This window comes from Mesobacillus jeotgali (assembly GCF_002874535.1).
Classification (GTDB): Bacteria; Bacillota; Bacilli; order Bacillales; family Cytobacillaceae; genus Mesobacillus; species Mesobacillus jeotgali.
Window position 1 is genome coordinate 643,638 of record NZ_CP025025.1, and the last position, 17,501, is coordinate 661,138.

15 protein-coding genes are annotated in these 17,501 nt (G+C 44.9%); 10 read left to right on the forward strand and 5 right to left on the reverse strand.

Translation table 11 applies throughout. The annotated features are described in order from the left end of the window. Position 1 precedes the first annotated feature (1 nt). Genes nrfD through CD004_RS03155 form a run of 3 tightly spaced genes read left to right on the forward strand, consistent with a single transcriptional unit; the run spans position 2 to position 5,027 of the window. Positions 2-1,294 carry an NrfD/PsrC family molybdoenzyme membrane anchor subunit gene (nrfD, locus tag CD004_RS03145; protein ID WP_102261442.1) on the forward strand — a complete coding sequence of 431 codons (1,293 nt, stop codon included), beginning with the start codon at positions 2-4 and terminating at the stop codon, positions 1,292-1,294. Beyond that, on the forward strand, positions 1,284-4,382 hold the full coding sequence (locus CD004_RS03150; RefSeq protein WP_102261443.1) for a molybdopterin-dependent oxidoreductase: 3,099 nt from the start codon (positions 1,284-1,286) through the stop codon (positions 4,380-4,382). Before nrfD ends, CD004_RS03150 begins: the two co-directional genes overlap by 11 nt. A 60-nt stretch (positions 4,383-4,442) precedes the next feature. Further along, positions 4,443-5,027, forward strand: a complete 585-nt coding sequence (locus CD004_RS03155) for a molecular chaperone TorD family protein (protein ID WP_158651476.1) — start codon at positions 4,443-4,445, stop codon at positions 5,025-5,027. A 195-nt stretch (positions 5,028-5,222) separates the two neighbouring features. On the opposite strand, the gene CD004_RS03160 is transcribed toward CD004_RS03155, so the two are convergent. The 3 genes from CD004_RS03160 to CD004_RS03170 form a co-directional block, all read right to left on the reverse strand. Continuing rightward, positions 5,223-5,537 (reverse strand): hypothetical protein, encoded by a 315-nt coding sequence (locus CD004_RS03160; protein ID WP_102261445.1) that lies wholly within the window; start codon positions 5,535-5,537, stop codon positions 5,223-5,225. Between the two features lie 126 nt (positions 5,538-5,663). Further along, the gene (locus tag CD004_RS03165) at positions 5,664-5,888 is read right to left on the reverse strand and encodes a DUF1128 domain-containing protein (protein ID WP_102261446.1); all 225 of its coding nucleotides are present in this window, start codon (positions 5,886-5,888) and stop codon (positions 5,664-5,666) included. A gap of 93 nt (positions 5,889-5,981) precedes the next feature. Next, complete coding sequence (locus CD004_RS03170; RefSeq protein WP_102261447.1) at positions 5,982-7,337, reverse strand: alanine/glycine:cation symporter family protein; 1,356 nt, start codon at positions 7,335-7,337, stop codon at positions 5,982-5,984. A 316-nt stretch (positions 7,338-7,653) separates the two neighbouring features. Between CD004_RS03170 and CD004_RS03175 the strand changes: the two genes are divergently transcribed. Together CD004_RS03175 and CD004_RS03180 are read left to right on the forward strand one after the other, a co-directional pair. After that, the gene (locus CD004_RS03175; RefSeq protein WP_102261448.1) at positions 7,654-8,016 is read left to right on the forward strand and encodes a hypothetical protein; all 363 of its coding nucleotides are present in this window, start codon (positions 7,654-7,656) and stop codon (positions 8,014-8,016) included. 52 nt (positions 8,017-8,068) lie between these two features. After that, on the forward strand, positions 8,069-8,884 hold the full coding sequence (locus CD004_RS03180) for a YihY/virulence factor BrkB family protein (protein ID WP_102261449.1): 816 nt from the start codon (positions 8,069-8,071) through the stop codon (positions 8,882-8,884). A gap of 662 nt (positions 8,885-9,546) precedes the next feature. Here the strand turns inward: CD004_RS03180 and CD004_RS03185 are convergent. Further along, a complete protein-coding gene (locus CD004_RS03185; RefSeq protein ID WP_102261450.1) occupies positions 9,547-11,466 on the reverse strand; it encodes a heavy metal translocating P-type ATPase in 1,920 nt (639 codons plus the stop codon). A gap of 194 nt (positions 11,467-11,660) precedes the next feature. Here CD004_RS03185 and CD004_RS03190 point away from each other — a divergent pair, with 194 nt between their 5' ends. Further along, positions 11,661-12,599 (forward strand): DMT family transporter, encoded by a 939-nt coding sequence (locus tag CD004_RS03190; protein WP_102261451.1) that lies wholly within the window; start codon positions 11,661-11,663, stop codon positions 12,597-12,599. A gap of 16 nt (positions 12,600-12,615) precedes the next feature. On the opposite strand, the gene CD004_RS03195 is transcribed toward CD004_RS03190, so the two are convergent. After that, positions 12,616-13,794 carry an MFS transporter gene (locus CD004_RS03195; protein ID WP_102261452.1) on the reverse strand — a complete coding sequence of 393 codons (1,179 nt, stop codon included), beginning with the start codon at positions 13,792-13,794 and terminating at the stop codon, positions 12,616-12,618. Positions 13,795-13,956: 162 nt separating this feature from the next. Here CD004_RS03195 and CD004_RS03200 point away from each other — a divergent pair, with 162 nt between their 5' ends. The 4 genes from CD004_RS03200 (at position 13,957) to CD004_RS24180 (ending at position 17,378) form a co-directional block, all read left to right on the forward strand. After that, positions 13,957-14,343: an OsmC family protein gene (locus CD004_RS03200; RefSeq protein ID WP_102261453.1), complete on the forward strand. Its 387-nt coding sequence runs from the start codon at positions 13,957-13,959 to the stop codon at positions 14,341-14,343. Positions 14,344-14,697: 354 nt separating this feature from the next. Next, the gene (locus CD004_RS03205; RefSeq protein WP_102261454.1) at positions 14,698-15,315 is read left to right on the forward strand and encodes a YczE/YyaS/YitT family protein; all 618 of its coding nucleotides are present in this window, start codon (positions 14,698-14,700) and stop codon (positions 15,313-15,315) included. Positions 15,316-15,584: 269 nt separating this feature from the next. Further along, positions 15,585-16,418, forward strand: a complete 834-nt coding sequence (locus CD004_RS03210; RefSeq protein ID WP_102261455.1) for a YfkD famly protein — start codon at positions 15,585-15,587, stop codon at positions 16,416-16,418. A gap of 171 nt (positions 16,419-16,589) precedes the next feature. Next, complete coding sequence (locus CD004_RS24180) at positions 16,590-17,378, forward strand: YtxH domain-containing protein (protein ID WP_180321274.1); 789 nt, start codon at positions 16,590-16,592, stop codon at positions 17,376-17,378. Positions 17,379-17,501 lie beyond the last annotated feature (123 nt).

The following is a 17,501-nucleotide window of genomic DNA, read 5'->3' on the forward strand; positions in this document are numbered from 1 at the left end:
GATGGCCAATCTTGCGGTTGATTTAAAAGAAAAAAGTACATCAAAAACGAAAATAAATCTGCAAGTATCAAAAGCTTTTAAAATTTGGGTTTCAGCTTTGACAGTTGCTTTCTTAATAGGCGGGTATTTCATCGTTGAACGTTTCATCACAGGCCTGGCAGCAACGAATCTTTCAAGCATCACTCCATGGGGAGCATGGATCGCTTTCTACATTTTCTTTGTCGGTTTGAGCGCGGGTTCATTCTTGCTTTCAACCTTGATCTACGTTTTCGGGATGGAAGAATACGAGAGAGTCGGTAAGGCTGCGCTGTTCACAGCGATTGTCTGTATGATCGTCGCGCTGACATTCGTCCTGATGGATCTCGGTCGTCCAGAGCGCATGCTTAACGCGATAATTTATTGGAATGTCACTTCACCGCTTGCGTGGGAAGTCCACTTTTATCTCGTATACATCGGGCTTTTAGCAGTGGAACTATATATCGCGATGAGAGAAGACCTTGTCCGCGCTGCAAAAACGAACACAATGAAGGGGTTTGTAGCAAAACTAATCACCTTCAAAAATGCAACAATCAACGCTGCGACGAAAAAGCGTGACCATATGTGGATGAAGATTCTCGGTACAATCGGGATTCCGCTTGCGATTCTCGGCGTACACGGAGGAACAGGTACCATCTTCGCAGTTGTAAAAGCACGCCCGGCATGGCATACAGCTTTATTCCCAATCATATTCGTCGTATCCGCGATGGTATCGGGAACTGCCCTTCTTTTAGCGATGTACATCATCAAGAAAAAGGTGCAAAAACAGCCAATTGACCAGGGAATGGTCGTATCACTGGCAAAACTGATGGTCGGCTTCCTGATCATTGACCTTGGTCTTCAATTCTATGAATATCTGATCGGCTGGTACGGACTTGAGACTGAACACCTTGATACGCTGGCAACGATGATGGCCAGCGAAAAAGCGTGGTCGTTCTGGATAGTGCAAATGTTCATGGGAGCAGTCATACCAATCACGATTGTTTTCTGGAAAAAAACGAGCCAAAACGTAAACGCGTTGCTCGCAGCCGCTGTCCTGATCGTCATCGGTATTATCGGCGTCCGCTTCAACATCGTCCTGCCTCCGTTGGTGGTGCCAGTCTTCCATGAACTTCCTTGGGGCAATTACGCACCAACAATCAAGGAATGGATGGTAAGTGTCGGCGTTGTCGCGATGGGACTATTAATCTATTCATTCGGCGAGCTGCTGCTGCCAATCGAAGAAACTTCTGACGAGGTGAGCCATAATGGAAAATAAACCAATGAAACGGCGTGGATTTTTAAAAGCGCTCGGAACGCTCGGGGCGGTCGCGTTTGTCGGTCCAGCGTTCGTTGGACCAATCAAGCAGGTAATGGGCGGTGTCTGGATCGATGAGCCGCACGGAACAGGCACTGATTATCAGGATTATACAGCAGAAAATGTCATTTTCACCTCCTGCCAGCAGTGTAACGCGACATGTACGATCAAGACATATATCACTGCCGGTGCGGCGAGCGGAGCGTACTCGTCAATCGTCCGTAAGATTGCCGGCAACCAGTACAGTCCGATTAACATGGTGCAAATCGGCCATATCAACTACGATACGCCGGTATCACAGGCTGTAAAAGGAACAGGCGATGTGGCAAAAATGGGACGCGGCCTCCGCGGCGGACGTACCTGCTTGAAAGGGCAGGCTGGCATCCAGACGAACTACGATACCTTCAGGATCCAAAAACCTTTGAAGCGTGTCGGCGAGAGGGGAAGCGGCGTCTGGAAAACAGTCAGCTGGGAAGAAGCTTACAAGGAAATCCTCGAGGGCAGTAAGGATCTTGGCACACCTGGGTTAAAAGAAATGTGGAAATACGTACCGGAAGCAGCAGTCATGGCTGATTGGGATAAGCTGAAAGCAGGCGAAATGACCAAAGCTGAATTTGATAAAAAATACAAGGATGTCCTGATCGATACGAACCATCCGGACCTTGGGCCAAAAGCAAATCAGATCGCGGTCATGGCAGGACATAGACGTGAATTCATCGAGCGTCTCGCAGCAAACAGCTTAGGTACGGCAAATTACTATGATCACGGCGGCTATTGCGGAATCACAAGCGTAATGGGTAATGTCCGCTCGCATGATTCCGAAAAACCGAAAAAACGTATGATTCCGGATTATGATAACGCTGAAATGGTCATCGTCTGGGGAACAAACCCGATGGTGGCCAACCGTGGGCCGACCACATTTGCTCCACAAATCACAAACGCGATTGACCGTGGCATGAAAATGGTCGTCATCGATCCGCGCTTCAGCAAGACAGCTGAAAAAGCGCATGTCTGGGTTCCGGTAAAACCGGGCGGTGACGGTGCTCTTGCAATGGCAATGTGCCGTTGGATCATTGAAAACAACCGCTACGACGATATATATCTTCGCAATCCGAACCAGGAAGCAGCGAATGAAGATGGTGAAACAACCTGGAGTGATGCATCGTTCCTTGTCAATGTCGGTGAAAAGAAGCGTCCGTTCGTCCGTGCCCAGGATTTTGGAATCGGCGGCGAGGAGTTTGTGGTTATCGAAAATGGCAAGCCGGTTTCACATGCGAAAGCAAGAAACGGCGAGCTTGATGTTGATACAACAATCAATGGCATCAAAGTAAAGTCCGTCTTCAGAATTTTTAAAGACAGGGTCATGGAAAAATCTATCGAAGAATACGCAAAACAGGCGGATGTGCCAGTGGAACAGATTATCCAGATTGCCCGTGAATTTACTTCACACGGCAAAAAGGTCGGTATCCATTCCTACCGCGGACCTGCCATGCATACAAATGGCTATTACAGCGTAAGAGCAATCAACATGCTGAACCACCTTGTCGGAAATCACGACTGGAAGGGCGGCGATACCGTTCTCGGCGCAAAGTATAAAGCAACCGAGGGACGCTACGATCTTGCGACAGTACCAAATGCCAACAAAGGCTGGGGCATCCCGGTTACAAGGCATAAGGTTCCTTATGAAAAAACATCATTATTTGCTAAAGATGGCTATCCAGCGAAACGTCCATGGTATCCGTTCGGCAATAAACTGATCCATGATGTCCTGCCAAGCTCAGCAGAAGGCTATCCATACAAAATCAGGGCATTGCTGATTAACAGGACTTCACCGGTAATGTCTGCACCAAGATCAGAAATGCAGGCCAAGTTCATCAGGGATCCAAAAGTTGTTGAACTAGTCGTCGCATCTGACGTGATCATCGGCGAAACTTCAAAGTACGCAGACTTTATTTTACCGGATCTTGCGTACCTGGAAAGCTGGAACGCGGAAGACATCTTCCCGATTCTGAAGCATAAATTCGCAGGTGTCATTCAGCCGGTGACGAGAGTCGTTCCTGACGCACGTCCAACTGAACAGGTGTACATCGATTTGCTAAAAGGCTTAGGCCTTCCAGGTGTAGGAGACAATGCATTGGCTGACGGATCGGCAATACACACTCCTGAAGACTACTATCTGAAGCGGATCGCGAACATCGCCTTTGATGGCAAGAAGCCGGTTAAGGACGCAAATGCCGAAGAGCTGGCGATTTTCGAAAAAGCAAGAAAGAAAGCACTCGGAAAATATTTTGACATCCAGAAGCTGAAAGATGCTGTCAAACCGGATGAATGGAAAAAAGTTGTCTACGTATTGAACCGTGGCGGACGTTTTGAGGCAGCAGGCGATGAATATATCGGCAACAAGCTCAAGTATCAATGGGCAAAACAGGTTTATTTTTACGATGAAAAAGCTGCGGGCTTCAAGAGTGCCTACACAGGCAAGTTCTTTGAAGGAGTTCCGGTAGCAGAGGAAATCAAGACATATGACGGGGAAGTTTACAAGCCAAACAAGCCGCTGCAATTCATCAACTGGAAATCACGGAATATGGCAACGCACCGGACTGAAGGCAATGCATGGCTTCGTGAAATCAAGCCGGAAAACTATGTCTGGATCAACCCGATCGACGCGAAGAAAAAAGGCATCAAGACAGACGATGAGATTTACATTTCATCCAACAATTCAAAAGTGAAAGGCCGTGCGCTCGTAACACCGGGAATAAAGCCAGGCGTCGTCGGAGCAAACTTCAGCTTCGGACATGATGCATACGGGTCAAAGGCAGTCAAAGTCGACGGCAAAACAATCGAGCCAGCCGGCAAATATGGCCACACAGGCTATGAATTCAATAAGCCGCTCCATGAAGAATCGGGCTACGCTAAACCGCGCGGACTGGGCTTCTCAGTCAATTCCTTGTCTGACCGCGATGGCAGCTATTTTGAAGGCTACCTCGCAGACTTGCTGATTGGCGGACCGGCACAGCAGGACGTATTCGTAGACGTGGATAAAGCATAACATCATCGGGGGTGCCTTGATGGGCCCCTCGAAATTTCTTGAAAAATGAAGGTGGAGACAATGATGGAAGAACGATATGGAAAGCTCGCAATCGCAAATATCATGACAAGCATCTGGCTGGGGGATTGGGATACTTATGAAGCATTCATGAATGATGTCCCTGAAGGAATGCGGGAGGAGCTTACATTTCATTCATTTTACAATCGGGATGAAGTGCAGCTCTGGTATGACAATCACTTTTTCATACCGGGGGACCACTTTGTCTCCCCTTACTTTTCATCTTATACGAAAAATAATGAAGATGAAGAAGCCCGCAGGCACGAGCTCCTTTGCCTGATTGGTCTTTATGAAAAAACAGCCTTCTACTTCCCGCTTGAACAAGACAGACTGCCAGACCATTTCGGCAGCATGACCGCATTCATCAGCTCGATTTTACAGGGAGAAATCAAAGCGGAACAAGAGGGGGACGGCGAACACCTTCAACAGCTGGAAGAAATTGAAACAGAAATGATGACAAGATTCATCAAGCCAGTCTTGAAACCATTGCTTGAAAACGCCGAAGCAAAAATCATCCATCCATTTTTTAAGGAGTTTCTCAGCTTTTATGTTGAACTGATGAGTGAAGATTGGGTGGAGGCAGCATAAAAAGAAGAAACGGTCCTCATAATTGGGGACCGTTTCGCTTTGTTCTTACTTATTTTGTTTAAAGTAATCAATAAACGCTTGATAAAACTCTATACCCTGATAAAACATGAAGCCTATTGCCGTCATTGAAAAGAATCCAATCATTAGTAATCGAAACCACATACATCATTCCTCCTTGATTTTTTTAGAGAAAAATCAAAGAGACTTGATCACATAATTCGACTGGTAAAAGACTGCAGTTAGAAAAGCGGCTAAAGCCGAGATTCTGTTTGTTCGGTATATTGTTTTGCATAAAAAACTAGTTAAAATTAGGAGGACAAACACTGGTTGGATAAAAGCAACTTGTTTGTCTTCTTTACCCGCGCCGGAAGCATCCTCATGCATTTGATCCATGGAGATGATTGCTTTTGATGTAGGCTCGAAAAATTTCAGTTTTTCGGCAGGAAGAGCACCGTGGCTGAGTAAAAGCAAAATGAACAAACTTAGAAAAAAGATCATCAGCTTTTTCACGGTCCCACACTCCCTTTCAAAAGTAATAATACAATCGTATAACAATATATGCATAGTGGAAACAAAGAAGTTTTGACATTTTTCTCAAAACAAAAAAGCAGGCACCCAATTAAGTGCCTGCCGTAATTACTGCTTTCTCAAGTTTCCAAGCTCTTCAGCGATTGCCTGCATTTCATTCGGGCTGAAGTTGTTTTTTCGCATGATCATATCATAGATTTCTTTTAGTTCTTCATACATATCGCCGTCAAAATGCGTTGATTTAATCGCGCCGAGGTTCATGACATTCAATTTTTCCTTGATTTTTTCGATCATGAAATCAACGTTTTCAGGGGAATTTTTAGTTAAGTCCACACCGTTCATCCTTTCAATGGTTGTACAACCATCTTTCCACGTTCGTTTAAAAAAGTCAATTACAAATCCGGCGCCAATGACGCCGGATTGTAATCAGGCACTATAAGTATTGGATTCGTTCTTTTCTTCCTTGATAGCATTCAAGATCTTCCTTGTTTCAACTACTACCACGCCAGACAAACCGAGCAATCCAATCAGGTTCGGGAAGGCCATCAATCCGTTCATGACGTCAGCAACGCCCCAAACAATCTCCAGTTGGGAAATCGCTCCGACAAAGACAGCCGCGACAAACGCGATTCGGTAGTAGAACACGACATTTTTGCTGAACAGATAGGAGAAGCACTTCTCCCCGTAATAAGACCAGCCGATGATTGTCGATGAAGCGAAGAACAGCAATCCAATCGCAACAATTACAGAACCAGTCTGGCCAAGGAACTTGCCGAAGGTCGCTGAGGTAAGGTCGGCTGCAGTTGTATCGCCTGTATACAGACCGCCCATGACAATCGTGATTCCGGTGATCGAACAGATGACGATGGTGTCAATGAACACCTGGGTCATTGATACAAGTGCCTGTCGTCCAGGAAGGTCCGTCTTGGCTGCCGCTGCAGCAATCGGTGCAGACCCAAGACCTGCTTCATTGGAGAAGACGCCGCGGGCAACACCCATGCGGATAACAGTACCAAGTGCACCTCCGGCAACAGCCTCGCCTGTGAATGCATCTGTAAAAATAAGTGCGATTGCAGCTGGCACAAGATCAAAGTTCATGATCATGACAATAAGGCCAGCCAGGAGGTAGAATCCGGCCATAACCGGTACAAACAGGGCAGTCACCTTACCAATGCTCTTGATTCCGCCAATCAGGACAAGAGCAGTAAAAATCGTCAACACAAGTCCTGTAACCCATGCAGGCACTGAAAATGTCGACTGTACGACGCTTGCAACTGAATTCGATTGAACAAGGTTGCCGATTCCGAATGCCGCAACTGCGCCAAATAAAGCAAATAAAACCCCAAGCCATTTTTGGCCAAGGCCGCGTTCAAGATAATACATCGGACCGCCGGCCATCTCGCCATCCTTGTCCTCAACCCGGTATTTAACGGCTAACACAGCTTCCGCGTATTTTGTAGCCATTCCGAAAAATGCGGTAATCCACATCCAGAAAACGGCACCAGGTCCCCCCGTAAAAATCGCAGTTGCGACCCCGGCGATATTACCTGTGCCCACAGTTGCAGCAAGCGCAGTCATCAAAGCCTGGAAATGTGAAATATCCCCTTCGGACTGTTTGTCCTGATTTTTTGTAAATGCAAGCTTGAGTGAGTAAGGCAGCAGCCTCATTTGCAAGAAGCCAATGCGGAAGGTCAGGTAAACTCCCGTGCCAACAAGCAGGATCAATAGAGGTGGGCCCCAAACCCAGCCGCTAATTTTTCCAATCCAATCTTCAAATGTCATGATGCTCCCCCTTGAAAAGTTATATTCGAAAAATGTTCTTCAACTAGAATATTCTGATAATTAGTAATAAGTCAAGCGATATCCATTAGGTAAAACTTAGTATTTCAGATCAAATCATGCGTGAATAGTCGTAAAGGTGTTTTGCGGTTCACAAAATATTATCCATTTTTGAAACTCACGGGACCGGTACTCTAAAAAATTCGCAATATTTTTCACAATACTTGCATGAAGTGATGGCAATCGTGGAAAATGTTAGTTAGGAGGCAGGCAATGAGGGGCCTGCAAAATGAGAAGGAAGACTCTAGGAGGAGAAAAAATGGGCAGTTCGAAAAGGTTTTGGATGGGCATGGTGTTGGGCGCGTTGGCTGGGGGAGCGGTTACTCTTTTGGAAAAATCGACACGCCAGGCTGTAAAAGAGGATTTCAGCAAGGTTTCCAGTGGTGTTTCGTATGTTGTAAAAAACCCAAATGAGTTTATTGAGGACCTGAGAGTAACAGCGAATAAAGTAAGGGCAACAGTGGAACAAGTAACAGAGGACGTTGCTTTCATCACTGAAAAGGTTGAAGAAATAAAGGATGTACCTCCTCAGGTTTCGGATCTGGTCAAAGATACAAAAGAAACGCTGAGAAAGATTGCGGCATCCGGACAAAAACAGCAGCATATAGATGAAACAGAATGATGAATTGACAAGCCCCAGGCAGGTACAAGGAAAGCATAAATGAGGTGAATGGATGGTTGATATATCATTTTTCAGGCATATGTGGCAAAGGATTCAAGAGGACGATGTTCCGGCACTTGCTGCGCAGCTTGCATATTTCTTTTTGCTTTCCTTGTTTCCGCTGCTGATTTTCCTTGTAACGCTTGTTCCGTATCTGCCAATTTCTGAAGTGGACATACTCGGCTTTTTTGATGACTATGCACCTGGTGAATCGATGGATTTAATCAAAAACAGCCTGGAGGATATCATGGAGAAAGACGGCAAATTGCTGAGCTTTGGATTGCTGGCGACAATTTGGTCAGCTTCAAATGGAATTAATGCGATTGTAAGGGCATTTAACCGTGCATACCGAGTAGAAGAGACTAGGTCGTTTATCGTAAGCAGGTTCATGGCAATCTTTTTGACATTTGCCATGATCTTTGTATTCCTGGTCGCTTTAATCCTGCCCGTGTTTGGAAAAGAAATCGGGAGCTGGCTGTTCGCGAATTTCGGACTGAAAGAAGAATTCCTTTACGTATGGAATATGCTTCGCTGGGTGATCAGTATTTTGATTTTATTCATTGTTTTTCTTGGTTTGTACTGGATTGCTCCAAACAAGAAGCTGACCTGTGTCAGCGGTATACCGGGATCAATTTTCGCAACCGGAGGATGGGTGCTCGTATCACTCGGATTCTCCTATTATGTCAGCAACTTCGCTTCCTACACCGCTACATATGGCAGCATCGGGGCAATAATCGTCCTGATGATCTGGCTCTATTTATCCGCTTATATCATCATCATTGGCGGAGAAATCAATGCCTATTATAGCGAAAAGAAAGCAGGGTGTTAATGACATTCTTTATCCTGAAATTACCTCAGGTAACGTCAGCTGTTTTAGCAGAAGATACTGAAGAGGAGTGCTCCTCATTATTTTAAGTAGTTAAGTTTTTACACTTAGATTAGTGTCCAGCTTCAGCGCCTAGCCCCTCGAGACGTTTCGGTCCGCCCAATGAAGTCAAAAATCGACTTCACCGGTCGGCCATCCAACGGTTGTCGGGGCTGGACAGGCGCTTGCGCTATTCTAATAAGGGGGAATTCAGGATGACAAAGAAAACGAAGAAAGACGGCAGCACCAAGCAAAAAGGCAAAAGCAACCACAGCCAAAAAACATCCGGTTCAGCAAACGGATCAAACGGATATCACTAATACAAGGCGCCCCCATTCGGAGGGCGCTTTATCATTTTTTTTTGCAGGCAATACAGTGGCTCGGAAAACCGGCAGAAACTATGGATAATCAAAATAGAAGTTATAACAGACTGATATTGCTGAAACCTAAGAAAAAATGTCCGTCATCAGGGGTATGACGGACAGAAACCGGAGAAAGCAGATAAAAAGTGTCCGTCATCAAGGGCATGACGAACAGAAACCGGCGTGACGGGCGAAAAAATGTCCGCCATCAGGTGCCATAGAATGCAAAAAGCTCCCACTGGATTAACCAGTAGGAGCTTCGCTTTATTTCAACAGTCTCAAGCTATTCAAGATAACCAGTATCGTGCTTCCTTCATGGCCGATGACGCCGTATGGCAGGTCGAGAAGCTGAAGGAAGTTTGATGCGATCAGCACCATGATGACCAGGATTGAAAACACGATGTTTTGCTTGACGATTCGGTTCATCCTGCGTGACAGGTTGATGGCTTCGGCGATCTTCGGCAGATCGTTTTTCATCAGGACAACGTCTGCTGTTTCCAGGGCGACATCGGAACCTTCGCCCATTGCGATGCCGACATTTGCGGTTGCGAGTGCCGGAGCGTCATTGATGCCGTCTCCGACCATGGCGACCTGGCCATATTGGTCTTTCAATTTCTTCAATTCCTGAACCTTTGTTTCTGGCAGGCATTCAGCGATATATCCTTGCACATGGCTTTCGGCCGCGATTGCTTTTCCTGTGTTTTGGCTGTCGCCTGTGAGCATGACAGTGTAAATGCCTTCTGATTTCAAAAGGTCGATTGCCTGTTTCGTTTCTTCTCGGACAACGTCTTTCAGAGCAATCAAACCTGCCAGCTGACCATTACGCTCAATAAACACAATCGTTTTCCCTTCAGCAGCCAGTTTTACCGCTGCGCCGTCTGAAAATGCTTCAGCGGCAGACCTTCCGACAAAGTCAGCTTTTCCGATTTTCCAATCCTCATTTTCAAAATGAGCCTTCACGCCCCAGCCTGATACATCCTCGATGCTCTCTGGATGAACAAGCTCTTTACCAAGAGTATCCCTGGAGTGTTTTACGATTGCGTTAGCCAGTGGATGGTTGGAGTGGCTTTCTATTGAAGCCGCTTTAAGCAATACTTCATCACGATCCAATCCATCAGCCACAATCAAATCAGTTACTTCAGGCTTACCTTTTGTCAATGTCCCTGTTTTATCAAATGCAATGGCTTTAAGGTGGCTCAGGTTTTCCAGATGGACGCCGCCTTTAAATAATATCCCGTGCTTCGCGCCATTCGAAATCGCCGACAATGTAGCAGGCATGATCGAGGCAACGAGTGCACATGGTGAAGCGACAACAAGAAGGATCATCGCTCGGTAAAACGTCTCCGTCCAGCTCCAGTCCAGCAGATAATGTGGAACAAACATCATCAGCACCACGACTGCCAGAACGACCTTTACGTAAGTACCCTCAAACCGTTCGATGAACAGCTGTGAAGGAGACTTTTCACTCTGCGCGTTCTGGACAAGCTGGATTATTTTTTGGAATAGTGTTTCGTCGTTTCGTTTTGTGATTTCAACGGTAAGTGATCCAGTAAGGTTGACCGTACCGGCGAAAACATCGTCTCCAGAATCCTTTGAAACTGGGATCGATTCCCCCGTGATGGCAGCCTGGTCAATCGTAGTCTGTCCCCTGGCAACCTTACCATCTGAGGGGATTCTTTCACCAGGCTTCACCAGGATCATGTCGCCAATTTTCAGATCCGAAACATGCACTCTTTCTTCCACGCCATCTGCAATCCTCAATGCTTCCTCTGGCTGGAGCTCCATCAAAGAGGAAATTTCCTTATGGCTTTTATTCATCGTATACGTTTCAAGCGCTCCGCTCATTGCAAAAATGAATATCAAAATTGCGCCTTCTGTCCAGTATCCAATAATGGCCGAGCCAATCGCCGCAAAAATCATCAACATCTCGACGTTCAACTCTTTGTCTTCAATTGTAGCTTCAATGCCTTCCTTCGCTTTTGCAAAACCGCCAATTACATAGGCCAGGATAAAAGCGATGACAGATGCTGTTTCTGAATCTCCCTTGCTCAAAATCCAGCCAGCCGCGATGAGAATCCCGCTGATGCTCGCGGCTATCAGTTCCGCGTGAGGCTTGATTTTTTCAATAAAGCTTACTTCTGGGACCGAGTTCTGCTTTGCTAACGCGCTTGCTCCCTGTGCCATCCTTTTCTCCTCCTTTAAAATCTCTAAATGATACTAATAATCACAATCATTCCCCTTAAAAAACACGAAAGCTGCCACCAGATCGGTGACAGCGGAAATCCAAGTCAAAAGATACATATTGTGTTCACTATTATGTTACCATACAATATATGCTTTTTAAAAGAATAATTGTGTTTGTCTAAGGAGATAGTTTGATGACAACTAAAGACTTTTTTACACACCCGATTGGAATTGCTGTTTCGGCTGCAGGGGCGACACTCCTATGGGGGAGTGCGTTCCCATTTATTAAATTGAGCTATATCAGCCTTGATATCAATCCGGAAGAAATGGGTGAGCAAATGCTGTTTGCAGGATACCGCTTCTTGCTTGCCGGGTTGCTGATCCTGGTCATGTTCCTTCTTTTAAAAAGGAATATGAAGTTCAGGCCGGAGACGACAAAGTCTCTTTTGAAAATTGGCTTGTTCCAGACATTCCTCCAGTATGTCCTGTTTTATATCGGACTTAGCTATTCAACCGGAATCCAGGGTTCGATCATTGCTGGGACAACTTCGTTTTTTCAGATTCTGCTTGCGCATTTCCTGTATCCAGATGACAGGATGAGTCGATTGAAGGTTGCTGGATTGATGGTCGGGTTCACGGGGGTTATTTTCGCAAATTGGCCAAATGGGGAATACGAAATCAGCTTTGGCATTGGTGAAATTCTGTTAATGGGAGCAATGATGGCCGGAGCTTATGGAAATATACTTGCCAAGCAGGGCAGCGGGAAAATGGAGGTCATTTATTTAACGGCTTACCAAATGATTTTGGGCTCGCTTGGTTTGATTGCTATTGGAGCCTTTTCAGTCGGACTTGCTCCATTTGATTTCGACCTTAAGTCCGGATTGATGCTTCTCTATCTGGCATTCCTCTCAGCCGCCGGCTTTATTTTATGGAACAATGTCATGAAATACAACCAGGTCGGCAAGGTGTCACTATACCTGTTCCTGGTCCCTGTATTCGGTGTGATTTTATCAGCATTCCTACTAGACGAACCCTTAAATTATTTTGTCATAGCCGGATTAATATTTGTGGTGGTCGGAATTGTTCTTGTCAACCGGCCTGCACGAAAAAGAAACAGCCTCCCTGCGAAATAGCGGAGGCTGTTTTGCGTTAAACAGTATTTGCTTGATGCGAAGAATCTTCATGTCGGACTGCAACAAGGGCGATGAAAATCAACAGCAGCATCGTGCTGATCACGTAAAAGAAACTGATGCCTTTAAGCCATTGTATTGCCAGCCCGCCGATGAATGGACCGCTGATACTTCCAAAGCTGAAGAAAATGCCGCACATTAAATTGCCTGCTGGCAGCAGTTGTTTTGGCAGAAGGTCTGCCATATAGCTGATGCCAAGAGAGAAAGTTGATCCTACAACCGTTCCTGCAATAAAGAAGCAAATAAGCAGTCCGGTTGTCGAATTCTCTAGTAATCCAGCAGCAGTAAAACTGATGAAGCCAGCTAGAGTGACGACCAGCAAGACATTCCTCCGGCCGAGCTTATCACTCAATATTCCTAACGGAAGTTGTGAGAGAATCCCGCCGATTGCAAATGCCGGAAGCAAGAGTGCGACCGCATCAACGCCAATGCCAGATCTCATGGCATAGACAGGGAAGTTGCCGTTAAGGCTGGCCTCGAGAAACCCGTAGCCAAACGGTGGCAAAAATGCAACCCAGGCATACTTAAATACTTTTCCAAATCTCTTCATTGTCCCGAAGAAAGAGCTGCTGTCAGTGTCATGTTCGGGTCGCTCGTTTTTCAGCAGCCAGACGGTCAGCCAGGCGGCTAGGCTGATGGCAGAGGAAATGATGAAAGGCAGTGTCGTGTTTATTTTTACAAAACCTGTCATCAACGGGCCAGCAGCGAAGCCCAATCCGAAAAACAATCCATAGAGCGATATATTCCTTCCAAGTCGGTCTTTAGGTGAAAAGGAAGTTATCCATGTCTGTGTAGCAAAGTGAAGCATGTGGTCGCCAATACCGATTGCCAGTCTTAACAAAAACCAGAACCAAAAGGACTTCCATAATGGAAATAGCGCAAGTGAAATGGCTACCGTAAAGCCGCCAATGAGAATGATGGGCTTGTAACCAAATCTGCGGAGCGGCGCTTCCATTAATGGAGAAGCAATCAGGATCCCTAAATACAAGCCTGTGGCATGAAAGCCATTCATCGATGACGAAACGCCATCCTGTTCAAATATAATTGCAATCAGTGGAAGCAGCATTCCCTGTGAAAATCCTGAAATCGCGACTATGCTGACTAAAATCCAGAAACGAAGCTTCATACTTATGTTCATAATAATAAAATCTCCCTAAGTACTTAATACTCTTTAGATGTTAACGATATAAAATTTTATGTGCAACGGTTTTTATTTTTATTTATGGAAAAAATAGTGTAATCTCATGGTAATAGTCATATTTAACTGTTTATTAGAGGTTGCGATAAGGGGAGAGATAACATGGAATTCAAAATGAAACCGGATGTGGGTTTTTATACAGAAGCAGGCTTCGGGAGGCTGGATGTAGCAGGTGACGAACAATATGGTTTCAGGCCTTACCAGCTGCTCGTGTCATCAGTTGCGGTGTGCAGCGGCGGAGTCCTTCGCAAGGTACTGGAAAAAATGAGGATGGAAATCAAGGATATACACATCCAGGCTGATGCTGAACGTGTCGAGGAGGAAGCGAACAGAGTAAGCAAGATTACCGTCCATTTCCGCATTGCCGGAGAGAATCTAGACGAGAAGAAAATTGAAAAGGCGATGGCTTTGACGAGGAAAAATTGTTCAATGGTCCAGTCGGTCGTCGGGAGCATTGAGATTGAAGAAACGTTTGAAATCGTTCAATAAATGTTCTAAAAGGCGAGTTACACCTTTAGCTCAATATGCTATAATGAGTATTGGAATTTACCTGTTTTAATATAATAGAAACAATGAACTCTGTTCCGAGAGGACAGAGTCTTTTTTTCGCTGTAAAAAAGCAAGTACCTGTTGTAGCAGCTATGAAATAGCATCCAGAGAGTGGTTTAATGGACATTTCGAAGCCATTGGGCAGTCAAAATGTCTAAGAAAGGCAGTTTATTGGACATTTTGAAGCCAGTGGGGAGCCAAAATGTCTAAGAAAGACAGTTTAATGGACATTTCGAAGCCAGTGGGCAGTCAAAATGTCCAATAGTAGGTTTTAGAAGAAGGAGATTATGTAATATGGCTTTTGTTTATCGCACTCTTTTCTACATCATTGGGTTAATCATTCTATCTTTTGGAGTATCGATGACCATTAAGGCTGGATTGGGAACGGGTGCATGGGATGCACTCAATGTCGGATTATCAAATACTGTGGGGCTGACACCTGGCAGCTGGGTTGTAATCGTTGGGATTGTTATGATTTTCGTTAATGCGGCTTTAGTAAAAAGACGGCCGGATGTAGCCGCAATTATCACGCTGCTCATCACTGGTGTACTGATTGACTTTTGGCTTTTGCGTGTGTTCGAAGACATGGTAGTTACCGGCTATGCGAAGCAATTTGGAGTCTTTATTTTGGGAATGGTAGCACTAAGCTTTGGACTGGCGGTCTACCTGCAGCCTAAATTCCCATTGATTCCTATCGACAATTTCATGATGGCATTAAGGGAACGGTTCGGTCTCAATCTAATGGTCGCCAAAACGCTTGGTGAAGTATTTGCCTTGTCTGCTGCGTTCATTTTTAAAGGACCAATCGGCATCGGAACATTAATAGTAACTTTCGCGATCGGTCCGTTGATTCAATTGTTCTATCCATATTGTGAAAAAGTTTATAATAAGATGATTACATCTGCACGATGATTTTGTTGAGGCTCTGTCACTAGACAGAGCCTTCACTTTTGTCTAGGAAATAAAAAAAATCGTTGCGGACACTATATATGGTTTCTAAATCCAGCTCCAGCACCAAGCCCCTCGAGTCGCTTGTCGGGGCTGACCAAGGTGCTTATGCTTTTACTGCCAACAACAAAGTTTCCGAAAAGCATCTTAAACTTTGGATAAAGTTAATGAACTCCGAAAACACTATAAACAAACTTATAAGTTTCCTGTAGTGAAAGGAGAAAACAACAACAATGAAAAAAGCAGCAGCTATCCTTGTTATGACGATGGTTTTCATGATGTCCATTTTAGCGCCTGGCTTTGCTGAAGAAACAAAGACGAAAAAAGCTCCACAGCCAAAGCAGGCTGAAAAAGCAAAGTATACCATTCCGAATTCTGTCATGAATATCACAAAGGACAACACTTACCCTAACCCGACGGAGGATTTGCCTTTCCTTCAGCCAAGCGAGCTTACGAAGAACTTGATTAAAACATCAAAAGTGAAGATTGAGAACCCGGATTTAATACGAATGCTGAATGAAACGACCATTAACAGCACTCCTTTTGCAATCGGTTATCGTGCGATTGTTTACCTTGGGGAATGGCCGTTGAATTATGTATCCAGTGAAACTTCCCCGAACTGGGAATTCCAGAAAATCAATACGAACTACTATGATAATCGCGGTGGAAATTCTATATATCAAATTCATTATGTTCAAGAGCAGCAAAAAACTGTTAAGGGTGGCTTGACGGCAAAAATCAAGAATGCTGAAGATGTGCAAAAGATGATGCTTTTAAAAGCAGCAAAGAAAACAGGATTACCGCTTGCGTTTGAAACAATAGTCGGCGCTGGTACGAAAAAAGACCATATTTATAATATCCAGCCAAAACGCCTCGGTTACCTTTACGCATACGCACCAGCCATAAATGAAAAAGGCAAGGTGACATATGGAGAGGTCTACTTGATGCTAAAAGGAAGCAAGAAATTCATCGTCGTCAAAAATGTTGTCTCTCAGGGAATTGGTGCATGGATTCCGGTTCAGGACCATGTCAGCTTCGGTTTTGTATCCAGCGAAAGACCAAGATAGATAGAAGAAGATAGCCTTATTCCTTCTAAAAGGAGTAAGGCTTTTTAATGTCTTCCGGTAATTTTTTCCTCTTGACAAAAGGTAGATATATCCTGTTTAACGGTTGTCCAAGGCGGGAATCAGTTAGACATAACCAAATGAAACACCAAAAATTAAAGGAGGAAATAGATTATGTCTGAAAATATCCTTTCAAACAACCAAAACTCAATGGGTAACAACTCAAACTCATACGATATGAACAACAACATGTACACTTCTTCAACTGAGAATGCTTCATACGATACAACAACTGGTACAACAACTTACGCAAGTACATCAGGTGATGCATACTCTAACAATACTTCAATGGGCGGCTACTCTAGCAGTTATGGGGTAAGCTCAAATAATTCAAGCTCGTCAAACGGCAAGCTTATGAAGGGCGTCCTTATTGGAGCGGCAATCGGAGGTGCATTGACTTTGCTTGACTCCAACACTCGTACAAAGGTGAAGGATAAGGCTGTCAATGCAAAAGACACTTCAATGAATGTGTTTAGCGAAGTCAAAAACAATCCTTCTGACGTAAAGGACCAAATGATGAACAGCTTTAAGGAAGCATCCAGTATCCTAAAGGAAGCGATCAGTGATGCTCAAAACCTTTACCAGCGACTGAATGATGATGTATTCAGCAAGGTGAATGAGGCAAAGTCCAATTCTTCCGAAGCTATGCAGACAGTGATGGACGCTAAGGATGACCTTAAGGAAGTTGGATCAAAAGTGAAGGAAGCAGGTTCTACTGCAATGGACAACCCAGTGGTTAACTCAGCATCGGAAACAGGTTCTTTAAACTCCAGCTCGAATGGTGCCGCTGACGCATATGCTACAGGCATGGAAAGCCAGCCGTCCGACACAACAGGTTTAGGAAACACTTCCAACACCTTCACGGTATCGCCTGAAAACCAGAAAAATGATAACAACCGATAATTTTAGACTCGAAAACCAGTCCTACTTCCCAGGACTGGTTTTTTATTGTCTCCACTCCCATATATTTGGTTGTTTCCGTTCTTGTACTCGGGGGTATTTAATAGTACATGCAGATAGATAGGG